The following is a 23,581-nucleotide window of genomic DNA, read 5'->3' as shown; positions in this document are numbered from 1 at the left end:
ATGAATCCAAATTTAGATCTACTCCAGCCCTACCCTTTTGAAAAGCTAAATCAATTAAAGGCAGGCATTACACCAACGCAACAGGGTGAACACATTGCCTTAAGTATTGGCGAACCCAAACACCAACCGCCGCAGTTTGTTTTAGATACATTGGCGAATGAGCTGGGCCGAGTTAGTAACTACGCTGCCACTAAAGGACTTGCAGAACTTCGATCAAGCATAAGCTCTTGGGCCAGCCAGCGCTTCCATTTACAAGGCATGGATAGCGAGCGACAGGTGCTTCCTGTCAATGGTACACGTGAAGCCATTTTTGCTTTTACTCAAGCCTGCATTGATGGCAGTAAAGCCAATGCAAAAGTATTGATGCCAAACCCTTTTTACCAGATCTATGAGGGTGCCGCATTTTTAGCAGGAGCCGAGCCTGTCTTTTTAAATTGCTTAAAAGAAAACGATTTTATCCCCGACTTTGAACAAGTCAGTGAAGAGCAGTGGCAAAACTGCCAACTATTATTTTTGTGCAGCCCAGGAAATCCAACAGGCGCCGTACTCAGCAGCGAGCAACTTCAAAAGCTGATCGCACTGGCGGATGAATACGACTTTATTATCGCCAGTGACGAATGCTATTCCGAACTTTATTTTGATGAAGACAAGGCCCCCACAGGACTACTACAAGCTTGTAGCGAACTAGGTCGGCACGACTTTAATCGCTGCATGGTTTTTCATAGCTTAAGCAAGCGCTCCAACCTTCCCGGTTTACGTTCTGGTTTTATCGCAGGTGATGCCGAGCTAATTTCAAAGTTCTTACTTTATAGAACCTACCACGGCTGTGCGATGCCTGTGCAAACACAACTTGCAAGTGTGGTCGCTTGGCAAGACGAAGAGCACGTTAAAGCAAATCGCCAGCTCTATCGCCAAAAATTTGATGCAGTGGGCAGCATTCTAAATGGCGTACTCGATTTTCAATTACCCGAAGCCAGTTTCTACCTCTGGCCGCGTACACCGATCGATGAGCAAGTGTTTGCTAAAGAGCTATTTGCCCAACAAAACCTCACGGTTTTACCTGGCTCTTATTTAGGCCGACATGCAAACGGACAAAACCCAGGCTCACAGCGTGTACGAATGGCTTTGGTTGCAACGCTAGAAGAGTGCATAGAAGGTGCAGAGCGCATCAAACATTTTGTACAAGGCCTGTAATGACAGAGCAGCGCAATCTTTTAAAGGCCGAGCGTGTCGCTTTTATACTCGACAAACTTGAGCAGTTATATCCAGAAACACCCGTACCACTCGACCATAAGGATACTTACACTCTGCTTGTGGCGGTATTACTTTCTGCCCAGTGCACCGATGAGCGCGTTAATCAGATCACACCGCTATTGTGGCAGCTGGCAGACAACGCTCACGATATGGCTATGCAGGACCTAGAGCGTATTCGTGAAATTATCCGCCCCTGTGGCTTAAGCCCACAAAAAAGTAAAGCGATTAAAGGGCTATCTGAAATACTTGTCGAGAAATACAACGGCGAGGTACCAGCCTCGATGGAAGCCTTGGAAGAGTTGCCCGGTGTCGGCCATAAAACCGCTGGCGTGGTGATGGCGCAAGCTTTTGGCGAACCCAATTTTCCTATCGATACCCATATTCACCGTCTAGCACAGCGCTGGGGCTTAAGTAATGGCAAAAGCGTTGCACAAACCGAAAAAGACCTTAAAAGACTCTTCCCCAAAGACAAGTGGAACAAATTACATCTGCAGATTATTTTCTACGGCCGTGAATATTGCTCCGCACGTGGCTGTAACGGCACCATCTGTGAAATATGTCACACCTGTTACCCAAATAGAAAAAAACCTAAAAAAACACTAAAACCCTAGCGCCAAATAACAACTCAAACAGCCACTCTAGGTTTAAAACTTACAGTTTCAGCGGCGTTAATTTCCCTTCTTGGAATTAGCGTCTAGGCTCCGTTGATCCGTATCAAGCTAGCGCCAGTTTGAACAGCATCCGAGGTCGAGTTTCGATATTCTATGTGTGAAGACTGAAGCACTGACTAGCTCACTTTTTTTAACATGTTTTTAGCATATATCTGCTAAGGTAACTTCGCTAAGGACAGTTGAGCTCAAAGCAATACTCAGCTTCTCTCACTTAAAAAGATGGAATAGGCACTTATGATTGACGAACTTTTTGACCTCAAGGGCAAAGTTGCCCTTGTGACTGGTGGTACTCACGGTATCGGTATGGCTTGCGGTATGCTTCTTGGTAAAGCTGGCGCTAAAGTTGTTATCAACGACATCTTTGAAGACAAACTTGAAGCCTCTAAAGAAGAGTACGCTAAAGAAGGCATCGACGTTTACACCCTAACGTTTAACGTTGCCAAAGAAGAAGAAGTGGATGCGGGCATCTCTCAAATCGAAAAAGAAGTTGGCCCAATTGATATCCTTGTAAACAATGCCGGTATCATCAAGCGCGTACCTATTTTAGATATGCCTACGGAAGAGTTCCGTGAAGTTATTGATATCGACTTGGTTGCACCTTTTATCGTTGCCAAGCGTGTTGCACCAAGCATGATCGAGCGCCGTCAGGGCAAGATCATCAATATGTGTTCAATGATGAGCGTTTACGGTCGTCAAAATGTAAGTGCTTACGCATCTGCTAAAGGTGGTCTAAAGCTTCTTACTCAAAACATGTGTTGTGAGTGGGCTAAATACGGCTTGCAAGTGAATGGTATTGGCCCTGGTTATATCGCGACTGCACAAACTGCACCTATCCGCGTAAACGGCCATCCGTTCAACAACCTTGTTATGACTCGTACTCCTGCTAACCGCTGGGGCGAGCCAGAAGATGTAGGTAAAGCGGCATTGTTCTTAGCCTCTAAAGCTGCAGACTTCGTTAACGGCCAAGTACTTTATGTCGATGGTGGCATCATTGCTAACTTCGGTTACGTTGAAGGTGAAAACACCAACGTTGAATAAACGTTACTGTTGATAAGCCTAAAAGCCACCTACGGGTGGCTTTTTTGTTTCTACATGCGGTTAAGCAAGCTACTTAAGAGCAGCTAGACTAATAACAAGCTCTTGAACATTGCGTGCTTTATGGCTCAACCCCACCCACCATTACCTTATTTTACACTCGTTTTAATAGCGTGTTTTTTTGCTTGCTGTCACTCCTACGCAGCGACTAATAAGGATATTGAAAAACCCGTACGCAAGATCCAAATAGCCATCCAGCTTAGCTATAACTCAGAAAGAGCGCTGTTCTCATCCCTTATCGAGCGCTTTAACCAAAAGCAGCCCCACAGCCAAGCGATAGCCCGATACTATCGAGGGGATATCAGTAACAAAGTGCATAAATGGATAAACCAAAAGCAAGGGCCTGATGTCATTTATTGGTACAGTGGCAAGCATATTGAGCGGCTAGCTGCACGCGATCAGCTCAAGGACCTCAGCGCAGTATGGCAACAATATCAACTTCATAAACTATTCGATCACGCTCATGTTTCTGCGGTGAGCTATCAAGACAAACCTTATGCGGTGCCTGTATCGTATTACAGCTGGGCCTTCTATTATCGGGCTTCAAGCTTCGAGCAGTTCCAACTAAAGCCCATTGATAGCTGGCAAAATCTGATCGACAACTGCAAGAGAATGCAGCAACAAGGGCGCCACCTTATCGCCATGGGCAATAAATCCAGCTGGCCCTTATTGGCCTGGTTCGATTACTTAGATTTGCGTATTAACGGTGCCGATTTCCACAAACAATTACTCAGCGGTCAGGCTAGCTGGCAGGGGCCCGAAACAAAAAAAATACTACAACGCTGGCTCGAACTCATTAACGCAGGCTGCTTCAATTTAAAGGAGCACCGTAACTACAAAGTCAGCAGTACCCTACCTTTTCTCTACCACCGACGTGCAGCAATGATCCTAGCCGGCGGTTACGTTGTCGGCAATCTAACTCCGGCATTAAAATACGACTTCCGCATTAGTGCCTTTCCAACTATAGAAAGTACGCAGCCGACTTACAGCATTGCACCTATCGACTCCTTTGTTGTACCAAGTTACGCCACGCTTGACTCCGAGCTAGCAGAGCTTCTGCAGTACTTAGCTGAAATCGATTTTCAACTGCACCTAAACGAACCCTCCTCGCGCTTGCCTGCAAACCGCTATGCTCGCCTAGAACTCAACAACCCCCTACAAAGCGAAGCCATTGTGATGTTAGAGAACTCGGGCAGCATGCAATTTTTCAGTCGGGAAAGCCATCCCGAGCTCGCTTTAATCATCGCCGATGCCCTACGAGACTTCCTCGATCATAGAAACATCGAAAAATGCCAACAGGCAATGCAAGCGGGCTTCGACAAGTTTAAGCAGCAACAACCTTATTATGGCCTGCCTGGAGAACTGCCCCCGCTGCACGAAGCACAGTAATTTGCTATGCTTGCGGCCTTTTTACACGGGCCTCTCTATGAATACGCTTTACGGCATCCCTAATTGCGACACAGTCAAAAAAGCACGAAACTGGTTAGAGCAGCAAGGCATTGAATACCGCTTTCACGACCTGCGCAAAGACGGCATCAGCCAAAACGACATTCAGGTTTGGTTAGAGGCCTTGGGCCCAAGTACCTTAGTTAATAAACGCAGCACAACCTGGAAGCAACTTAGCGAACAAGAAAAGCTAGCTGCTATGAGCGATAAGGCTGCGCATTTATTAGAAACGCACCCCACCCTAATTAAGCGCCCTGTGCTATCTAGTACAGCGGGTTTGCATGTCGGCTTTAAAGCCGACACTTACAACACAATTTTTAGCTAAGAGGAATTTCTATGTACGCACTCGGTTTTGGTGTCGGCACCCACAATAGTCAAGGCGAATGGCTTGAAGTTTTCTATGCTCAGCCTTTACTTACTCCTTCAGCGACCATAGTTGAGGTCCTTACCAGTGAACTGGCCTATAAAGACGGCAACCAAGCTATCGCGATTGACACAGCTAAGGCTCAAGCTTTGGCCACAGCCTTAAATAGTGCAGGTGAAAGCGCCTTGGCAAGCCAATTAGAAAGCATGGCTAGCAGCACTCGCCCGCTTGTTGTGTGTGCACTTGAAAGTGACGCAGCACCAAGTTCTGTAGCAGAAGTGTATTTGAAGCTTCAGCTATTAAGCCACCGTCTTGTCCTGCCTCACGGCACCAAGCTCGACGGTATGTTTGGTCTATTGCCTAACGTAGCGTGGACCAACGAAGGTGCCATCGCGATTGATGAACTACCTACTCGCCAGCTACAAGCACGTATCGAAGGCCGTACTTTAAGTGTCGACTGCGTTGATAAATTCCCGAAAATGACCGACTACGTTGTACCAACGGGTACGCGTTTGGCCGACACCTCACGTATTCGCCTTGGTGCACACATTGGTGAAGGCACCACGGTTATGCATGAAGGTTTTGTTAACTTCAACGCCGGTACCTTAGGCACCTCTATGGTCGAAGGCCGTATTTCGGCAGGGGTTGTTGTTGGTAAAGGCTCCGACCTAGGCGGTGGCTGTTCAACCATGGGCACCTTAAGCGGCGGCGGCAACATTGTTATTTCTGTTGGCGAAGAGAGCCTTATCGGTGCCAACGCAGGCATCGGTATTCCTCTCGGCGACCGCTGTATCGTAGAAAGCGGCCTCTATGTGACTGCCGGAACTAAGATTGCTCTGCTCGACGATCAGCGCAATGTCGTTGAGCACGTTAAAGGCCGTGATCTGGCCGGCAAGCATGACTTACTGTTCCGTCGTAACTCGATGACCGGCACCGTTGAATGTCTAAGCAATAAGAGCGCAATTGCTCTGAACGATGAGCTTCATAGTAATAACTAAGCTGACATCGGCACAACTCAGCAATGTGTGAAACTGCCAACATGAAGTGGGAGGGAGACTCTCTCCCACTCCATACTTAGCCCTGAGCTGCGTTAATATCACAGCTCACCTTAATCAAAAGTAATAAGTATTCATGAGTGAATTAAGCCCTACCCTAGAGCTCGCCAGTGAGCTAATCCGCCGCCAGAGTGTTACCCCCGAAGATGAAGGTTGTCAGGCATTGATGTGTGAGCGCCTTGAGGCCATCGGTTTTAAGGTTGAACATTTGCGCTTCGATGACGTTGATAACTTCTGGGCCGTACGCGGGGATGGGGGGCCAATTTTTGCATTTGCTGGGCATACCGATGTAGTGCCAACCGGTGACGAGAGCGAGTGGAAACACAAGCCCTTTGATCCTGTTATTGACGACGGCATACTCTACGGTCGCGGTGCGGCCGACATGAAAGGCAGCCTTGCAGCGATGGTCACAGCCTGTGAGGAGTTTGTTGCCAAACACCCCAATCACAATGGTCGCATTGCCTTTTTGATTACCAGCGATGAGGAAGGGGTTGCGATTAATGGCACCGTTAAAGTTGTTGATTGGCTTGAAACGCAAAATGAAAAAATCACCTGGTGCTTAGTCGGTGAGCCCTCATCGACTAATGAAGTGGGTGATGTGATTAAAAATGGCCGTCGTGGCTCCCTTGGCTGCTGGATGACTGTTAAAGGCAAGCAAGGTCATGTTGCCTACCCTCACTTGGCCGCCAACCCTATTCATAAGCTTGCACCGGCACTGGCTGAAATGGCGGCTGAAACCTGGGATGAAGGCAATGACTTTTTCCCAGCGACCAGTTTTCAGGTCAGTAATATGAACAGCGGCACCGGTGCCACCAATGTGATTCCGGGTACAGTCGACCTAATTTTTAACTTTCGTTTTTCTACCGAGTTAACAGAAGCCCAACTGCGCGAACGCAGCGAAGCAATATTTGATAAACACGGTCTCGATTACGACTGCAAGTGGATCCTAAGCGGGCACCCATTCTTAACCGCTGAAGGTAAACTGGTTGAAGCTGCGGTAACAGCGATTAAAAACCAGTGTGGTATCGAGACCGAACTGAGCACCGCAGGCGGTACTTCCGATGGCCGTTTTATTGCGCCGACAGGGGCTCAAGTACTTGAGCTAGGCCCAGTCAACGCAACGATTCATCAAGTGAATGAATGTGTGAAAGCTGAAGATTTGGATAAACTCAGCTTAACTTACACACAGATTCTCGAGGAACTGTTGGCATGAGTGAGTTCACCCATCTTAATGAGCGCGGCGAAGCACACATGGTCGACATCAGCGACAAGGCACCCAGTAAGCGCATTGCCGTCGCGACCAGCACCATAGAACTTGGCAATGAGGCCTTTACTCTATTGATGGAAGGCAAGCATAAAAAAGGCGACGTCTTTGCTGTTGCTCGCATTGCAGGAATTCAAGCGGCCAAACGCTGCAGCGACCTGATTCCTTTATGCCATCCACTTATGCTTAGCAAGGTCAGTGTCGATTTCGAAAAAGACGCAGAAACACAAACAATTACCGCCATTGCTCGCTGTGAGCTTGAAGGTAAAACAGGGGTTGAAATGGAAGCCCTTACAGCCGCCTCTGTTGCAACTTTAACCATCTACGATATGTGCAAAGCTGTCGACAAAGGTATGCGCATTGTTGCCACAGAGCTGCAAGAAAAACACGGCGGTAAAAGCGGCCAGTGGTTGCGTAAATAACCAAGCCTTCACCCCCAAGGACACGTATGAATATCACTATTTTGTACTTTGCCAAACTTGCTGAAAAATTTGGTACAGGCGAAGAAAAGTTAAGCTTAGATACGGACAGCCTCAATGTGAGCGAGCTGGTTGCTCTATTAAGTGAGCGTGGTGATATCTGGCAAGAGCTGCTTAACGACAAAGGCACACGCTGCGCCGTCGATCAAAGCATTGCCCAAACAGAGCAAAGCATATATAGCGGCGCAGAAGTCGCCTTTTTTCCACCTGTTACTGGCGGCTAAAAAGACCCTATGATTCAAGTTCAACGCGAAGACTTTAACCTTCAAAGCGAATATCAAAAGCTGCAACAAAGTAATGTGACTGGCGCTGTGACTATGTTTTGCGGCTTAGTCCGTGACTTTCGCAGCGCCAACGGAAAAAGTGAGCTTTTTGAGTTACAGCACTACCCCGGCATGACCGAGAAGGTACTCGAGAGAATTGAAGCTCAAGCGCATAAACGCTGGGAACTACTCGATAGCCGTATCATCCACCGTGTAGGCCCACTTGCCGTTGACGAACAAATTGTCTTTATTGGCGTCAGCAGTAAACATCGCGCCGATGCCTTTGCTGCGTGTGAGTTTTTAATCGACTTATTAAAAACAGAAGCGCCATTCTGGAAAAAAGAAGGTGGGCAGTGGGTAGAAGCGCGTGACTCTGATGCCCAACGTGCCACTCGCTGGATGAGCGATGAATAGAGCTGACAACAACAGCTCAACAGGTATTCAGCGTCTTAAACAGTTGCTGATCAAGCACTATACAGCACCTCAAATAGCTATTTTCAAAAGTTGGCGTGACGGTTTTATTTATTTTTCCGTTGGCATGATCTGTATTTACATGGCCAACACCTATGTACAAAACCCTCTGTATCAAGAACTTGTCGCCCTGCTCGGTCTTCTCTTAGCTGGCTTAGGTTTTATTATCGCTATGCGTGCTTACTTGCACTTATTAATAAGCCGCCTCTTACGGTTTTTTCGCCGTTAAATTCACCGCCCTAATTTGCCAGCACATTAAGTTCGGAACCTTGTTGAAGATTGCTGATCTATAGTTATGTAACTGGTGAGATAAAAGGGAGCCGTTATGAACATTAAAGATCTTGTGAACTTGTGGCAAAATAGCGCAAAAGGACAGTTCACCGAAGAAAGCTATACCGTTAATTTAACAATAGAAGACGCAGCAAAAGTATCGGCGCTTATGGAGATGTATCCACGCCGCAATAAAGACCAGCTTATTAGTGAGCTCCTTTCAGCAGCCTTATCTGAACTCGAGGGAAGCTTCCCCTATGTCGCAGGTAAAGAAGTGGCAATGTTAGATGAGCTTGGCGACCCGATCTATAAAGACACCGGTCCAACGCCTGCATTTCATGCTCTAACCCAAAAACACCTACAACAAGCCGCCAATAATTAAACGGCCTTGTGTGACTTGGCGTGCTGCCACAAGGCGTCAAGTTCATCATCGCTGCACGATGAAAAAGACTGCCCCGATATCAGCATCAGCTCTTCCATGGCTTTAATCCGAGCTTCAAATTTATGGTTCGAAACACGTAAGCTCTGTTCTGCATTTAAATCAAGTTTACGAGCAAGATTGACGACACTAAACAACACATCACCAAGCTCATCTTGAATAGCTTCAGGCTCTCGAGCGCCAGCTAATTCAGACTCCAACTCTTGCAACTCTACGTAAATATTCTTTAACGCGGCTTGCTCCGTGCGAAAATCCATGCCTGCTTTGGCAACACGCTTTTGCAGTTTTTGTGCACGAGGTAATGACGGTAAAGCTTTAGGCACGTCATCTAGCAGTGCTTGCTGGCCTTTTTGCGCACGCTCTTGCTCTTTAATTTGATCCCAACGTTCGCTAATGATCTTTGCTTCTTTATCATCACCTGGGCGGCGCTCACTGCTTAAGGTGCCATTGGGAAATACATGCGGGTGACGGCGAATCAATTTCTGCGTGAGTACATCAACAACGGCATTAAAGTTAAAATGCTTTTGTTCGCTAGCAAGCTGGCTATAAAAAATCACTTGAAATAAAAGGTCGCCAAGCTCTTCTTTTAAATGGGCAATATCGTCACGCTCGATCGCATCAACGACCTCGTAGGCCTCTTCTAAGGTACTTGCTGTTATAGAACGAAAATCCTGCTCTAAATCCCAAGGGCAACCGGTCTGTGGCTTACGCAGACGCTGCATCAAGTAGACAAGGTCATTAATATCGTAACTCACGCTAATCCTTTCGCCGTACAGACCAAACATTGGGTAGCTGGCTGACTTTAGCCAAGATACGAGACAAGCCCTGTAAATCACTCACCTCAATAGTAAGAATCATATCCACGGTATGCTTTTTCTTATTTGAAAAAGTCTGCATCGCACTGACATTAATGCGTTCTCTATCGAGTAAAGTAGTAATGTCTCGCAACAAACCATGACGGTCAAAGGCCTCTATTTCAATAAGAGCCGAATAAGTTTCTTTAGGCGCTTCAGCCCAATCCACAGCAATGACTCTTTCGGGCTCTTCTTGTAAGTGGCGTAATAAATTTGAGCAGTCTTGCCGATGAATAGAAACACCACGGCCCAAGGTGATATAACCTGAAATACGCTCTCCCGGCACAGGTTTACAACACTGAGCAATATAAGACAGTAAATTACCCACACCGTCGATATAGATATCGGCACCACTGTTAGTGTCACTCGCCTTACCAACAATGCTGACAACAGGCTCTTGCTGCTTATCTCGATTGAGCATGCGATGCGCCGCATCAATCACTTTCTCAACACCAAGATCAGCCACGCCTACAGCCGCGTATAAATCATCTAAGCCTTTTAAGTTGAGAGATTTAGCAAGCGCATCAAAATCAAAATTTTCTAGCGCTAAACGCTTAAATTCATGATCTAACAAGGAGCGGCCATCAGCAATATTCTGATCGCGGTCTTGCTGCTTAAACCAATGCTGTAAACGGTTTCTAGCCTTTGATGTGGTGATATAACCTAGATGGCTATTGAGCCAATCTCGGCTTGGGTTTTCACGATTTGCCGTTAGGATTTCAACTTGGTCAGCCGTATTTAAGCTGTGATTAAGCGGTACTATACGGCCATTTACTTTGGCTCCACGACAGCGTAAACCCACATCGGTATGAATGCGAAATGCAAAGTCGACCGCCGTCGCCCTGGGAGGTAAATCAATCACATGCCCCTCAGGAGTAAAAACATAAATTCGGTCTTGTTCAATGCCTTTGGGCAACTGATCTTCCCAAGCAACGCCAATATCGCTCTCTTGCCATTCAATAACTTGGCGCAACCACGCTATCTTTTGCTCATAGCCTGCTTCACTGTCTTCGTCGTCGGTCTTTTTATAGCGCCAATGAGAGCAAACCCCGTATTCCGCCTCATCGTGCATAGTATGGGTGCGGATTTGAATCTCTAGAACTCGGTTTTCTGGGCCGTGTACAGCCGTGTGCAAGGAGCGATATCCGTTGTCTTTAGTGTTGGCAATGTAGTCGTCCATCTCATGAGGGATATGCCTCCATAAGGCATGCACGATACCTAGAGCACCGTAACAATCACGCTCCGTATTCACCAACACTCGAACAGCGCGAATGTCATAAATCTCAGCAAAGCTGACATTCTTGCGCTTCATTTTTCGCCAAATGCTATAAATGTGCTTTGGCCTACCCGAGACATCAGCTTCAATGCCGTCTTCAGCCAACTTACTTCTTATAAGCTCGACCACACGCTCGATATAGCCTTCGCGATCTAAGCGCTTTTCGTCGAGCAGTTTAGCGATGTATTTATAATCAAAAGGCTGCAAGTAACGAAAAGCAAGGTCTTCTAACTCCCACTTTATCTGTCCAATACCTAAGCGGTGAGCTAAAGGCGCATAAATATCACTGACTTCTCGCGCAACTTTTTTCCGGCGCTCAGCATCAGCATTCTTAACCGAGCGCATGGCACAGGTTCGCTCAACTAACTTGATTAAAGCGATACGAACATCATCAACAATAGCGACTAACAATTTTCTAAGCTTATCTGCCTGCTCATCTCTATCACGGCCAAAGACCTGGTCTTGAGAATGGCTAGATAAGCCCGTGATCGCAGCCATTCGGCGCACGCCATTAATCAGGGTAATAACGCCTTCACCAAACTGCTCTAAGACCAGTTGCTCATCAACTTTTGCCTCACGCACACTTCGATAGAGAATGGAAGCCACCATGGCTTCACCATCAAGGTGCATATCGGCCAATAACTCAGCCATGTGTAAACCGGCTAAAAAGGAGGTGTTGCCTTCTCCCCAACTGGTTTCAGGGTCACCCTCGTTGACCTCACAGGCTTTGGCAAACTCACAGGCTTTAACAAGTAATGGCGCATCTTTTTCCGGCTGCACGGAACCGGCAATCACAAGCTGCTCTTGCACCCAACTATGAATATCAATGTCGTCAGCAGACTGAAGGCTATTTTGTTTTACTTTAACCATATTTTTATTATTCCCTGTCCTTTATAGGGCGAGGCTTAGTATCAATTAAAAAGCCCAGACGAAAGGTAGCGATCACCTCGGTCACATACAATAGCGACAATCACCGCATTCGAAACTTGCTGAGCAACACTCAAGGCAGTAGCAACCGCGGCCCCAGAACTCACACCACAAAAGATACCTTCTTTACGAGCCAGATCACGCATTGTTTGCTCTGCTAGGTGCTGACTGACAAGACTGACCTCATCGATATGTTCATCACTGAAGATGTCTGGCATATAGGCTTCTGGCCAGCGCCGAATACCCGGAATACTTGCTCCCTCATCAGGCTGTAAGCCAATAATGCGTATATTTGGGTTTTGCTCTTTTAAATAACGTGAACAACCGACAATAGTGCCTGTTGTCCCCATAGAGCTAACAAAATGAGTGATGCGACCTTCACTTTGCTGCCAAATTTCAGGCCCTGTCCCTTCATAATGAGCAAGAGGGTTGTCACTATTGCCAAATTGGTTCAATACTCGACCTTTACCTTCAGCTTGCATTTGCAAAGCTAGGTCTCGGGCCCCTTCCATACCCTCTTCTTTACTAACAAGGATAAGTTCAGCACCATAGGCTTTCATCGAAGCTTTTCGCTCCTCGGTAGCATTGTCAGGCATGATAAGCGTCATCGCATAGCCTTTAACCGCTGCAGCCATCGCTAACGCAATACCGGTATTGCCACTGGTGGCCTCAATCAAACTATCACCGGGTGTAATATCACCACGAGACTCAGCGCGTGCAATCATCGACATTGCAGGCCGGTCTTTAACTGAACCTGCGGGGTTATTCCCCTCAAGCTTCAAGAGCACATCATTGTTTTCCGTACCCGGCAAGCGCTGTAAACGCACTAAGGGCGTATTACCAACACAGTCTTCAATGCTTACAAAAGAGCTAGACACGGCCAAACCTCTAATTAAAGTCGAGTATTTTAGCCTTAGGCCCAAGCTCAAGCCAGCTCTATAGGTCTAAAACTGGCTCAAGCAGTAAAAGCGCGCTAAATTAGCGCTTTGCAGTGAGATTTCGGAGTAATAGTTATGGCCCAAACCCGCGAGGCCACCCTAGACCAGCCCTTATGGCAGTTAAGCAGTACCGCCATCGGCATGGTATTGGTTATTAGCTTTGGTATTGCCAGCCTGTTCTTCTTACTCCACCAGCAACGCTTAGACACCATGTTAGCGCGCAGCGTACAGCTTAATGACCTATTGCTGAGCCCCACCCAGCAAGCGCCCAAAAATGATGCCGAGCTAATTGCCAACCTAGAACAAAAAGCGCATACCTTATTAACCATTGATGATTTCCTATCATTAACCTTGGTTGATGCACGGGGGAAAAAACTTTTTGAGCGCGGACTCCCAATCCACGGCAAAGACATTGGTCTTCGCTATCGAACAGAAAGCTCATGGCAACATGATGAGCAACTACACCTAAGTAGACCTTGGTACCTAATGAAGGGCCAAAACACATGGCTTATCACCACGATAGACAAAACGTCGTTATCACTGCTAAACCTACAATACCTTTTTGCCACCAGCTTAATTGGCCTTGGTGTTATCTTGTTTTCCATCCTATTTTGGAGAAAATTAAATAGAGATATTTTTTCTCCTCTCACCCGTCTGTCGGATGAGTTATTTCAGAAAAACAGAAGCCGAGAAATATCACCGTTAGCTCTGTCCAATAGCGGCATATTTGCCCCACTTTTACACCAACTTAATGCCAATATCACAATCCAAATTGAAAAAGAAATGGAACTGCGCAAAAGCGTTGAAAACGCTGGCGCAGAGCTAAGAGAGACTCTCGAAACGGTTGAAGTACAAAATATTGATTTAGATATCGCTAGAAAAAATGCGGTTGAAATGAATCGGCTCAAATCCGAATTCCTAAAGAAAACCAGCCAAGATTTACGTACACCACTAAGTGGCATACTAGGATTTTCAGAGCTACTACAAAAGACGGCGCTTACTCCGGAACAAAAAGATTATATAAATACCATCGACGAAAGCACCAAAGGCATGCTGACGATTGTCAGTGATATTCATGATTTCTCGCGACTTGAAAGCGGAAAACTTCAGGTTGAAAGTAAAGTAGTTGATCTACGCCACAATATTGAAGAGACCCTGCAACTACAAGCACCATTCTCCTTAGAGCGAGAGATAAAACTCTATAGCCACATTGATCAACGTATTCCCACTAATGTGCTGAGTGACCCCTTGCGTATTCAGCAAGTGCTATCTAATTTAGTTAGTAATGCAATTAAATTTGAACACGCAAGTTATGTAGAAATTGTTGCAGAGCTGCAAAAGCAACACGCGTCTAAAATAGACATCAATATCTACGTTAATACCGATGGTGAATTGCCTGAAGAGTTAAGCCGATGGAGCACCAGCCCTAGCGCGAGTAGTCATGACCCTCGATTTTATTCTGGTGCACGTATAGGTCTCTCTATTGCAAAAGGTATCGCGGAACACATGCAAGGGAAGATCCATATTAATGAGCAAGCAGAGCATAGCGGCTTCCGCTTTGCCCTCAGTTTAAAACTCGATGGTACCGCAGTAAGCCCCAATAAAATAGCAGCGCCTGGTTATCAAGTTCATGCCTTGGTATTTACCACTGGAGATCGAGCCTACAAAGAACTTACATCTAGGCTTACCGAACTAGGTATTAATAATCGACGAGCAAACGTATTTGCCGATATCCTCACACAAGCAAAACGCTTGCGTGATGAAGCCCTCAAGCACGCGCGCTACATCCCTCTGGCCGTGATAGAAGCACAAACATCCTTAAGAGCCTTAGATAAAATTTTACTTGCTCAAACGGTAAAGAACTTAAGAGATGAATTAGAAATACCAACCGTTGTCATGTCACCAATGGGACAACACGAAAACGTACAAAAAATTCTAGGTGACTGTGACGCCTTTATCGCTCAACATCCACTGCAAACCGCTCGCCTTCGCCGAGGTTTATTAGACCAACTCGGCATCGTAAGTACCAACAATGAAAAAGGCTTTAGTAAAACGGCGTCTGCAAACCAGATGAAGATCTTAGTCGTCGATGATACGCCTGCGAATACAAAAGTTGCATGTGCACTCTTAGAAAGCTTTAACGCAGAAGTTGAAGTAGCTGTAGATGGGAAAAGCGCCATCGATCGCTGTTTATCCCAGTGTTATGACTTAGTATTTATGGATATCCAGCTACCCGACTTAGATGGCTTTGAAACCACCATGCGTATCCGTCGCGATGAAAACAGCGATCGACGAACTCCGATTGTTGCACTAACCGCTCACGATATAAGAGAAGAGCGCAGCAAGTTGTTACTAGCAGGCATGGACGACTTCATTAGCAAACCACTAACAGAGAAATCCATAGGCCTTGTGATCGATCGCTGGGTCATTAGTAATAAAAACAAACGCATCAATGAAAAACCTAAGACGACTAAACATAGTACTCAAAATAAAAAAACTGTCGCCACTATAGACAAAACAACAAGCAGCCCCGTCAACATTGGTGAGAGCTTAGAGCTAACTAAAAATGACGCCCAACTGGCTTTTGACATGATTAAGATGCTCATAGAAAGCATCCAACAAGAGCAGCCTCTTATGGAAAAAGCCTCCAGAGAAGGCCGCTACGATGAGCTTTACGAACTAGTACACAGACTGCATGGTGCCTGTTGTTATTGTGGTGTACCCGAACTTAAAGCCGCCGTTAAATGTGTTGATACCCAGCTAAAACAAACTGAACTGTGTGATGCAAACGACCTAAAAAAGATGTACCAAAAAATGAAGGAGCTTGTTAGCTGGTCGTCTGAACATGATTTGGAAGTGCTTTTTTCACTGGAATAAACAAAATTATTCAGCAACAGCTATAAAGCAAAGCCAGTAAAAACAGGTGCCACTACGTACTCAGTTAAACAAATAACTCACGAGCTTTTAGCGGTTCCGAGCCGATTAGCATTGGCAGGGCTAAGCGACTTAAACGCTTTGCCGCTGATAGGCTACGTGAACTCCATTGCTGCTCGGCAATGGCATGTAAGACCTCGCCATGGAATAGCGTAGGGTTGGTACTGTTTTGCTCATGTAAAGCGCAAGGTATAAAGCCGAAGCCAAGCCGAAAAGTATAAAACGCTGTACAGCTATTAATGACTTTGCTGCCATTAGCGCAACTCAGTAGCTCTACAGCGAAACCCAGCTCCCTTAATAGGCTGAACTCAAAACGCCGAAGTAAAACCTGCAGCAGTGCTGCATCAGCATGAGAGCCTTCTAATTTTTTTATTGTTTCTTCATAGGCTTCGAATATTGATTGCACAGCTTGGCCGACAGGTAAGGCTCTAGCGAGCAATTCATTAAGGTACAAGGCGCAAAACAGAGCATGGCCCTGCAGCCTAGGTGTCGAATCTTGAATCTCGGCCGCTCGTAAATTTTTAAGACCCTGAGTTTTTCCACTCACATGACATAAAAAGGGAATAAAAGGCTCTAAAGCAGGCCAACGCTTACTAGGCCTAGCAACAGCGTCAAGGCAGCCTTCATCGTATGAAAAGAGTCGTACAAGCTTTTTGCTATCGGTATAAGGCTTTAGGTGCAGAACATAAGCACGCTGAAGATTTGCCCCAGCCATGCTTAATCGTCAAAACCTAGACTTCTAAGTGCGCGATCATCATCAGACCAACCCGTTTTAACTTTCACCCAAATATTCAGCATAACTTGGCAGTCAATAAGGTTTTCAATGTCTCTGCGAGCATCAATACCCACCTGCTTAATACGACTGCCTTTTTCACCAATAACAATGCGCTTCTGACCTTCACGCTCAACAAGTATCACAGCACTAATGGTTACCAAACCACTTTTTTCTTCAAATTGCTCAATTTCAACCGTGCTTTGATAAGGCAGTTCCGCGCCGGTTAAACGAATGACTTTTTCTCGTACAATTTCAGCGGCTAAGAAACGCAAACTGCGATCAGTAACCTGATCTTCTGGATAAATTAATTCTTCTGACTCGGGAACAAATGATTTCAGTACATCTAACAAGGCTGATAAATTTTCATCACGCAAAGCAGAAATAGGCATGATTTCCGCCTTGGGAAGCAATTCATTGAGCCTCTGCACATGGGGCAAAAGTTTGGCACTATCACTAAGCTGATCAATCTTATTAATTGCCAATATCAGTGGAATAGGAGTATTTTGTAGCTGTTTTGCTACAGCTTCATCCTCAGCGGTAAAAGTATCTTTATCAACAACAAAAACAATAACATCAACATCAACCAGGGCCGAACCTGCTGTTCTATTCATATAGCGATTAATGGCGCTATCTTGCCCTTGGTGCATGCCTGGCGTATCAACAAAAATGAGCTGACTATCATCATCGCTACGAATACCAACAATATTATGTCTTGTTGTCTGGCGTTTTTTAGACGTGATACTGATCTTTTGTTCTAGTAAATGATTTAGTAAGGTCGACTTACCAACATTCGGACGCCCTACAATCGAGACGTAGCCGGCTCTTAATTTAGTTTCCACTCACTTCCTCATCAAAGTATTGCAGTGCTAATTCGGCTGCTTTTTTTTCTGCTTGGCGCTTACTACTGGCAATAGCGCAAAACACCTGCTCAACATTCACTAAACGGCACTCAACTTCATACATACGAGCATGGTTCTCTCCGCTTTCGTTAAGCACTCGGTAAGCGGGCAAGGCCAATGACTTTTCTTGCATAAGTTCCTGCAAACAAGTTTTAGGATCTTTTCCTGCTTTTTTAAGATCAAGCCCCGCTAGACGGCTTTCATACCACTCAAGCACCTTGTTCTGGCAACAGAACATATCTTGGTCCAAGTAAATGGCCCCGATAAGTGCTTCAACCGTATCTGCAAGAATAGAGTCGCGCCGAAAGCCGCCACTTTTCATCTCGCCAGTGCCTAATAACACAACATCACCTAACTGCTTTTCTCTAGCAATTTCGGCAAGGGTTTCCCCCTTAACAAGGTGAGCGCGAAGCCGGCTTAAATCCCCCTCTTTGGCATCGGGGAACTGATGAAAGAGCGCTTCGGCGATGGTGAGATTTAATAAAGAATCACCTAGAAACTCAAGGCGCTCATTATTTTTAGGGCCAACACTGCGGTGGGAAAGCGCAAGCTCTAGCAAGCGCTTATCTTTGAACTCGTAAGCTAGGCGCTTCTCGAGCAGATAAATATCAGTCTTGCTTAAGGGGGTTGCCTTCTTCATCAATTAAGTATTCACAACATGCTTGAGGATTAGATGAATCGATTTGGTTTTTAAAACTCATCACCACATCAATATTTAAAAAAATGGGCACCCTAGTTTCATAGATATGATTCACTAAGGTCTTGTCCTTACTGCGTACAATTTCCATATCTTTAGGGCTGTGATCTCTGACACCGTTAATGCTAAAAAATGAGGCTAATTGCGCACGGATTTTATCCTTACTCATTTCATGAATATTAGGGTTATTACTTAACATCGAGTTCATGGCCGAACGCACGCCCATATTATCAAGGTAGGCTGGCCCCATTTTGAAAACCAAGGTTAAGAAAAAGCCGACCAAAGCGACAACTAAAATAAGCCCTGACGTGCTCATACCACGTTGATAAATAAACATATTCTCTCCTTCACACTAACTTGCAGGCCAGCTATACAAGCCTACTTTGACTAAGAGTATAGCGAAGCAACTAAAGTGTGGATCAGCCTTAGATAGCACCCGCTCGACCAAAGCTTGGCAAGCTAAAGAAACTATCCCAGTGCATCCACTTAGCAACAGCTTTACCTACGATTAGATCTTCAGATACATACAACCACTCACGGCTATCACGTGAATTATCGCGGTTGTCTCCCATCATAAAATACTGGCCAGCAGGCACCGTCCAACTACCCTCTCGACTCAAGCTGCCCGGTATACTGCACTTACGAGCCTCAAAGCTCTTATCTCCAATTTGCTCTTGATAGATCAAATTAGTAGCTCGAGCGTTAAAGCACCATTCACCAGGCTTACTGTACTCTTCTCGAAGCAAGGTTTCTGGCACAAGCTCACCATTAATAAACAAACGATTATTTGTATAACGAATATGATCGCCAGGTAAGCCTATAACACGCTTAATAAAATAGCGCTTATCACCTGGGTGTAAAAACACCATTACGTCACCGCGCTTAGGGTCATTGATATCAATCACTTTAGTGCGAATGACAGGTAAACGAATACCATAGCTGTACTTGTTAACAACAATAAAGTCACCCACTTCAAGTACGGGTAACATAGACTCAGATGGAATTTGAAAAGGCTCAAATAAGAATGAGCGCACCACAAATACAAGAGCTAAGACAGGGAAAAATGACTTACTGTACTCAATAAGCAGAGGATCTTTAGAAGCAGCTTCTACAGCTGTGGTATAGGCTTGACCGTCTTTCTTTTCGGCTTTGGTCAAGGCACTAAATTGCGCCTCGACATCAGCTAAGGCTTGCAAACGCGGCTTGCGAAAAAGAAAAAAATCGACCAAACAACCAATACCTGAAGCAAAGGTTGCAAGAAATAAAATCAGAGGCAGATTGATGTCCATATATTAAGGTGCCTTTAGCTATCTGTTTTAAGCACAGCAAGAAAAGCATCTTGTGGTATTTCTACCTTGCCTACTTGCTTCATACGTTTTTTACCTGCTTTTTGCTTCTCTAGCAGCTTTTTCTTACGGCTTACGTCGCCACCATAACACTTGGCGGTTACGTTCTTACGCAGGGCTTTTACTGTTGAACGAGCTACAATTTGGCCACCAATAGCGGCTTGAATTGCTACATCAAACATCTGCCTAGGAATAAGTTCTTTCATTTTTTCAACTAGGGCGCGACCTTTATAGTGAGCGTTATCACGGTGAACAATAACGGCCAGAGCATCAACTCGTTCAGAGTTAATCAAGATATCAAGACGCACCAGCTTGGCAGCTTGGAATCGAGCAAAGCTGTAATCGAGAGAGGCAAAACCACGACTCACCGATTTGAGCCTATCAAAAAAGTCCATCACCACTTCGTTCATTGGCAACTCATAATGAACGGCAACCTGACCACCAATATACTGCATATCGACTTGCACACCACGGCGCTCAACACACAAAGTAATTACTGAGCCAAGATAGTCTTGAGGAACCAGAATATTAACATCGGCAACCGGCTCACGCATTTCTTGGATAGAACCAAGCTCAGGTAGTTTAGAAGGGTTATCAACATAAACCTCTTCACCATCATTGGTTAGCACTTGGAAAACAACCGTTGGCGCAGTAGTAATAAGATCGAGATCATACTCTCGCTCCAAGCGCTCTTGGATGATCTCCATGTGCAACATGCCAAGGAAACCACAACGAAAACCAAAGCCTAAGGCATCCGAACTTTCAGGCTCATAAAATAAAGAGGCATCGTTTAGGGTGAGTTTTTGCAAAGCATCACGAAAACCTTCGTAGTCATCCGAACTGACCGGGAAGAGCCCCGCATAAACTTGAGGTTTAACTTTCTGAAAACCAGGCAGCGCTTCTACATCAGGGTTAGCAGCATGCACCAAAGTATCACCGACAGGCGCGCCGTGAATATCTTTAATACCGGCAACAACAAAACCAACCTCACCTGCTCGCAAGACTCCAGTATCTTCACGCTTTGGCGTAAAAACACCAACAATATCAACGACATGAGCCTTGCCAATGGACTTAGATACGATTTTCTCGCCCTTTTTCAACTCGCCCTGAGTAACACGCACTAATGACACAACACCTAAGTAATTATCAAACCAAGAATCGATAATTAATGCTTGCATAGGGGCGTCATAATCACCTTCAGGTGAAGGGATTTCAGCAACGAGACGCTCTAGAACATCCTCGATACCTAAACCCGTTTTGGCACTACAAGTCACGGCATCCATGGCATCAATGCCAATGATTTCTTCGATCTCTTGGCTCACACGCTCAGGTTCAGCCTGTGGTAAATCGATCTTGTTAAGTACAGGAATGACCTCAAGGTCTTGCTCAATAGCAGTATAACAATTCGCCACCGATTGCGCCTCAACGCCCTGTGCAGCATCGACAACAAGCAAAGCACCTTCACAAGCAGCCAGTGAGCGGCTTACCTCATAACTAAAATCAACATGCCCTGGGGTATCAATAAAGTTCAGCTGATAGGCCTTGCCATCACGAGCTTTATACTCAAGCGTGACGCTCTGAGCCTTAATGGTAATACCACGTTCACGCTCAATATCCATAGAGTCGAGCACTTGAGCTTCCATCTCGCGCGCAGTTAAACCACCACAGTATTGAATGAAACGATCAGCAAGTGTCGACTTACCGTGATCGATGTGGGCAATGATGGAAAAGTTACGTATATGACTGAGATCTGACACTACTAAGTTCTACTTGAATTGGGCAAAAATAAGGATATAGCTGACACCACATGGTGCGCCTGAATGCCGCGAAGTCTACATGATTTAAGGGGGGCAAGCTATCGAAGCTGCAGACAACTGAGACTAAAGCACAACCGGATGAAAAAGAGGGTTGGATCTATTGCGGCGCGCATGGGCCCGAACCAGTAATCCACCAACGGCTAAGCCAAACAAAGCACCAACAAGACTCAGCCACTCAGAAGCAAAAACAAACTGAAACACACCGGCCCCGAAAAGCAGCGCAAGCAAGGGAACAAGGTAAGCCAACAAGGTTGCCGTTAATAAAGCATGCTCAGCAATACCTATATCTACCTGTTCTCCGACACGGAAAATACGTGTCGGCGGCTCAGAAAAATACGCCTTGACCGAGGTCATATTGGGCATTAACGCTTCACCCAGAAGCTTCTGCCCACAACCACTGCGAGCCGAGCATTGGGCGCAAGCACTCTGTTGCAGTGTCTCAACCCATAAACCATCATCTTCGACCGCCAGCACACGGCCATTTTCGGTTAGCACAATAGCCCTTAGCGCTGAGCCTCAGCTTGAGACTGCTGCAGCATACGATGTAACTGAGCGCGAAGCTCCGGGTTTTGCATTAGGTATTCATGAAGCGCTGCGCGAGTTTGAATTTGGATGTGATCCGCAGGTAATTCAGAGCCATAAGATACAGCCCCGTAGGCAGGCGAACCATAAGCAGGTGAACCATACGATGTGGTGTCTGCGCCAGCGCTTACTGTACGAGCTTGTAGAGGAGGTAATTCAAAACCACTAGGCACAGCCGCACCATTGGAATTCACCGCACCGGAAGCCAAAGCGGCAGAAGCTTCCTGCTCACTACCTTGCCAATAGTTACTACCAAATAAAAATGCAAAAGTAACACATGCAGCAACTGCAACTTTACCAGCCCATTGCTGCCAACGCGATTGTGGAGCGACAACAACCGGGGCCTCATCATGTTTAATGGCATCTCGTACACCATCTAACAACGAGCGCTCAGTAAAGCACTCCTGTTTTTGTAGAGTTTGACGGATCACACCGTAGCGCTGCCATGTATTGACAACCTCATCATCGACCTCTGCGCCTTTTAATATACGACGCAAGTCTAATTCACTGTGTTCATCATCCAGCAAGGCCGAGAGGGACTCCCTGACAGATTCATGGGGGCTATTGTGTGTATCGCTCATACATAGACCTATATACTCTACAAGCTAATTCGCTTACAGCCACATTCTCTGCAGACGTTGCAGCAACAGGGGCTTCGGTTAACGACCTGGCGTATTTAATCAAGCCAGTTATCTCTTAAAGGGTCAGACTAAGAATTTTTCCTAGAGTTCCCTAAAATTCACATTTAATTCACATATTCAGCAATATGTTTTTCTATAGCATCTCGAGCCCTGAAGATACGTGAACGAACGGTACCAACAGGACAGCTCATTACGTCTGCAATTTCTTCGTAACTCAAGCCATCAAGCTCACGTAAACTCACCGCTGCTCTCAATTCCTCTGGCAGCGCTTTAATTGCCGTAAACACAGCCTGCTCAAGCTGATCCCTAGCGATTTGTTGCTCTGGAGAGGCGTTATCATGTAAGACATCGCCCCCCGAATACGCCTCAGCCTCGCCAGCGTCAACATCACTTGCAGGGGGGCGGCGCCCACGACTAACCAAGTAATTTTTTGCTGTGTTAATCGCAATACGATAGATCCAAGTATAAAAGGCGCTATCCCCACGAAAATTTCCAATCGCACGATAGGCTTTAATAAACGCTTCTTGCGCGACGTCATGCGCTTCCGATGCATCGGAAACATAACGTCCCACAATACTCAAAACTTTGTGCTGATATTTAAGTACCAATAAGTCAAAGGCTCGCTTATCGCCCTGTTGAACTTTGGCGACGAGGTCTTTATCAGATGCTTGTACAGCTTGCGCTGTCATTGACCGCTCCATGCCCAGAGAGTAAAAGGCCGCATTGTGCCAGTTGTGAGACACGAAAGGAATGCGTGAAACACAATAGGACTTAAGACCCATTTATTATCATGCAATTTTTGACGCCAAACAGGCTACAAAGTT

Annotated in this window: 25 protein-coding genes; 13 read left to right on the top strand and 12 right to left on the bottom strand. The window is 45.9% G+C overall.

Features of this window, described 5'->3' with window-relative positions; genetic code table 11:
* From dapC to AB1S55_RS09170, 12 genes are all read left to right on the top strand, one after another.
* A complete protein-coding gene (dapC, locus tag AB1S55_RS09225; RefSeq protein WP_370981519.1) occupies positions 1 to 1,194 on the top strand; it encodes a succinyldiaminopimelate transaminase in 1,194 nt (397 codons plus the stop codon).
* Positions 1,194 to 1,865 (top strand): endonuclease III, encoded by a 672-nt coding sequence (gene nth, locus AB1S55_RS09220; RefSeq protein ID WP_370981518.1) that lies wholly within the window; start codon positions 1,194 to 1,196, stop codon positions 1,863 to 1,865. Before dapC ends, nth begins: the two co-directional genes overlap by 1 nt.
* Before the next feature lie 294 nt (positions 1,866 to 2,159).
* Positions 2,160 to 2,963, top strand: coding sequence for a gluconate 5-dehydrogenase (locus AB1S55_RS09215; RefSeq protein ID WP_370981517.1), 804 nt, complete (start codon positions 2,160 to 2,162; stop codon positions 2,961 to 2,963).
* Positions 2,964 to 3,083: 120 nt separating this feature from the next.
* Positions 3,084 to 4,409, top strand: coding sequence for an ABC transporter substrate-binding protein (locus AB1S55_RS09210; RefSeq protein WP_370981516.1), 1,326 nt, complete (start codon positions 3,084 to 3,086; stop codon positions 4,407 to 4,409).
* Positions 4,410 to 4,446: 37 nt separating this feature from the next.
* Positions 4,447 to 4,791 carry an arsenate reductase gene (locus AB1S55_RS09205; protein ID WP_370981515.1) on the top strand — a complete coding sequence of 115 codons (345 nt, stop codon included), beginning with the start codon at positions 4,447 to 4,449 and terminating at the stop codon, positions 4,789 to 4,791.
* An 11-nt stretch (positions 4,792 to 4,802) separates the two neighbouring features.
* Positions 4,803 to 5,828 (top strand): 2,3,4,5-tetrahydropyridine-2,6-dicarboxylate N-succinyltransferase, encoded by a 1,026-nt coding sequence (dapD, locus tag AB1S55_RS09200; RefSeq protein ID WP_370981514.1) that lies wholly within the window; start codon positions 4,803 to 4,805, stop codon positions 5,826 to 5,828.
* A gap of 133 nt (positions 5,829 to 5,961) precedes the next feature.
* On the top strand, positions 5,962 to 7,098 hold the full coding sequence (gene dapE / locus AB1S55_RS09195; RefSeq protein WP_370981513.1) for a succinyl-diaminopimelate desuccinylase: 1,137 nt from the start codon (positions 5,962 to 5,964) through the stop codon (positions 7,096 to 7,098).
* The gene (gene moaC, locus AB1S55_RS09190; protein WP_370981512.1) at positions 7,095 to 7,571 is read left to right on the top strand and encodes a cyclic pyranopterin monophosphate synthase MoaC; all 477 of its coding nucleotides are present in this window, start codon (positions 7,095 to 7,097) and stop codon (positions 7,569 to 7,571) included. Before dapE ends, moaC begins: the two co-directional genes overlap by 4 nt.
* 26 nt (positions 7,572 to 7,597) lie before the next feature.
* Positions 7,598 to 7,852: a molybdopterin converting factor subunit 1 gene (moaD, locus tag AB1S55_RS09185; RefSeq protein WP_370981511.1), complete on the top strand. Its 255-nt coding sequence runs from the start codon at positions 7,598 to 7,600 to the stop codon at positions 7,850 to 7,852.
* Between the two features lie 9 nt (positions 7,853 to 7,861).
* Positions 7,862 to 8,305, top strand: coding sequence for a molybdenum cofactor biosynthesis protein MoaE (locus tag AB1S55_RS09180; protein ID WP_370981510.1), 444 nt, complete (start codon positions 7,862 to 7,864; stop codon positions 8,303 to 8,305).
* Entirely contained in the window at positions 8,298 to 8,591 is a 294-nt protein-coding gene (locus tag AB1S55_RS09175; RefSeq protein WP_370981509.1) for a hypothetical protein, read from the top strand. The genes AB1S55_RS09180 and AB1S55_RS09175 overlap by 8 nt, the downstream gene beginning before the upstream one ends.
* A gap of 96 nt (positions 8,592 to 8,687) precedes the next feature.
* On the top strand, positions 8,688 to 9,014 hold the full coding sequence (locus tag AB1S55_RS09170) for a type 1 pili tip component (RefSeq protein WP_370981508.1): 327 nt from the start codon (positions 8,688 to 8,690) through the stop codon (positions 9,012 to 9,014).
* On the opposite strand, the gene mazG is transcribed toward AB1S55_RS09170, so the two are convergent.
* The 3 genes from mazG to cysM are packed head-to-tail and all read right to left on the bottom strand — an operon-like array spanning position 9,011 to position 13,006.
* Positions 9,011 to 9,826 carry a nucleoside triphosphate pyrophosphohydrolase gene (gene mazG, locus AB1S55_RS09165; protein ID WP_370981507.1) on the bottom strand — a complete coding sequence of 272 codons (816 nt, stop codon included), beginning with the start codon at positions 9,824 to 9,826 and terminating at the stop codon, positions 9,011 to 9,013. The genes AB1S55_RS09170 and mazG overlap by 4 nt on opposite strands.
* A 1-nt stretch (position 9,827) precedes the next feature.
* A complete protein-coding gene (relA, locus tag AB1S55_RS09160; RefSeq protein WP_370981506.1) occupies positions 9,828 to 12,071 on the bottom strand; it encodes a GTP diphosphokinase in 2,244 nt (747 codons plus the stop codon).
* 41 nt (positions 12,072 to 12,112) lie between these two features.
* Entirely contained in the window at positions 12,113 to 13,006 is an 894-nt protein-coding gene (gene cysM / locus AB1S55_RS09155; protein WP_370981505.1) for a cysteine synthase CysM, read from the bottom strand.
* Between the two features lie 135 nt (positions 13,007 to 13,141).
* On the opposite strand from cysM, the gene AB1S55_RS09150 reads away from it, so the two are divergent.
* A complete protein-coding gene (locus tag AB1S55_RS09150; RefSeq protein ID WP_370981504.1) occupies positions 13,142 to 15,943 on the top strand; it encodes a response regulator in 2,802 nt (933 codons plus the stop codon).
* Between the two features lie 64 nt (positions 15,944 to 16,007).
* On the opposite strand, the gene recO is transcribed toward AB1S55_RS09150, so the two are convergent.
* The 9 genes from recO to rpoE all read right to left on the bottom strand — a co-directional run bounded on the left by recO (position 16,008) and on the right by rpoE (position 23,446).
* Positions 16,008 to 16,715 (bottom strand): DNA repair protein RecO, encoded by a 708-nt coding sequence (gene recO, locus AB1S55_RS09145; RefSeq protein ID WP_370981503.1) that lies wholly within the window; start codon positions 16,713 to 16,715, stop codon positions 16,008 to 16,010.
* 2 nt (positions 16,716 to 16,717) lie between these two features.
* Positions 16,718 to 17,614: a GTPase Era gene (gene era, locus AB1S55_RS09140; RefSeq protein ID WP_370981502.1), complete on the bottom strand. Its 897-nt coding sequence runs from the start codon at positions 17,612 to 17,614 to the stop codon at positions 16,718 to 16,720.
* Positions 17,604 to 18,314, bottom strand: coding sequence for a ribonuclease III (gene rnc / locus AB1S55_RS09135; protein WP_370981501.1), 711 nt, complete (start codon positions 18,312 to 18,314; stop codon positions 17,604 to 17,606). The genes era and rnc overlap by 11 nt, the downstream gene beginning before the upstream one ends.
* Positions 18,283 to 18,708, bottom strand: coding sequence for a DUF4845 domain-containing protein (locus AB1S55_RS09130; RefSeq protein ID WP_370981500.1), 426 nt, complete (start codon positions 18,706 to 18,708; stop codon positions 18,283 to 18,285). Before AB1S55_RS09130 ends, rnc begins: the two co-directional genes overlap by 32 nt.
* 88 nt (positions 18,709 to 18,796) lie before the next feature.
* Positions 18,797 to 19,660: a signal peptidase I gene (lepB, locus tag AB1S55_RS09125; RefSeq protein ID WP_370981499.1), complete on the bottom strand. Its 864-nt coding sequence runs from the start codon at positions 19,658 to 19,660 to the stop codon at positions 18,797 to 18,799.
* Between the two features lie 14 nt (positions 19,661 to 19,674).
* Positions 19,675 to 21,474: a translation elongation factor 4 gene (gene lepA / locus AB1S55_RS09120; protein WP_370981498.1), complete on the bottom strand. Its 1,800-nt coding sequence runs from the start codon at positions 21,472 to 21,474 to the stop codon at positions 19,675 to 19,677.
* 123 nt (positions 21,475 to 21,597) lie between these two features.
* On the bottom strand, positions 21,598 to 22,029 hold the full coding sequence (locus AB1S55_RS09115; RefSeq protein WP_370981497.1) for a SoxR reducing system RseC family protein: 432 nt from the start codon (positions 22,027 to 22,029) through the stop codon (positions 21,598 to 21,600).
* Between the two features lie 8 nt (positions 22,030 to 22,037).
* Positions 22,038 to 22,697 (bottom strand): sigma-E factor negative regulatory protein, encoded by a 660-nt coding sequence (locus AB1S55_RS09110; RefSeq protein WP_370981496.1) that lies wholly within the window; start codon positions 22,695 to 22,697, stop codon positions 22,038 to 22,040.
* Positions 22,698 to 22,861: 164 nt separating this feature from the next.
* Entirely contained in the window at positions 22,862 to 23,446 is a 585-nt protein-coding gene (rpoE, locus tag AB1S55_RS09105; protein ID WP_370981495.1) for an RNA polymerase sigma factor RpoE, read from the bottom strand.
* Between the last annotated feature and the right edge of the window lie 135 nt (positions 23,447 to 23,581).

It is taken from the genome of Agaribacterium sp. ZY112 (assembly GCF_041346925.1).
GTDB lineage: Bacteria > Pseudomonadota > Gammaproteobacteria > Pseudomonadales > Cellvibrionaceae > Agaribacterium.
Note: the sequence above shows the minus strand (reverse complement) of the source record. Positions and strands in the feature narration are given on the sequence as shown.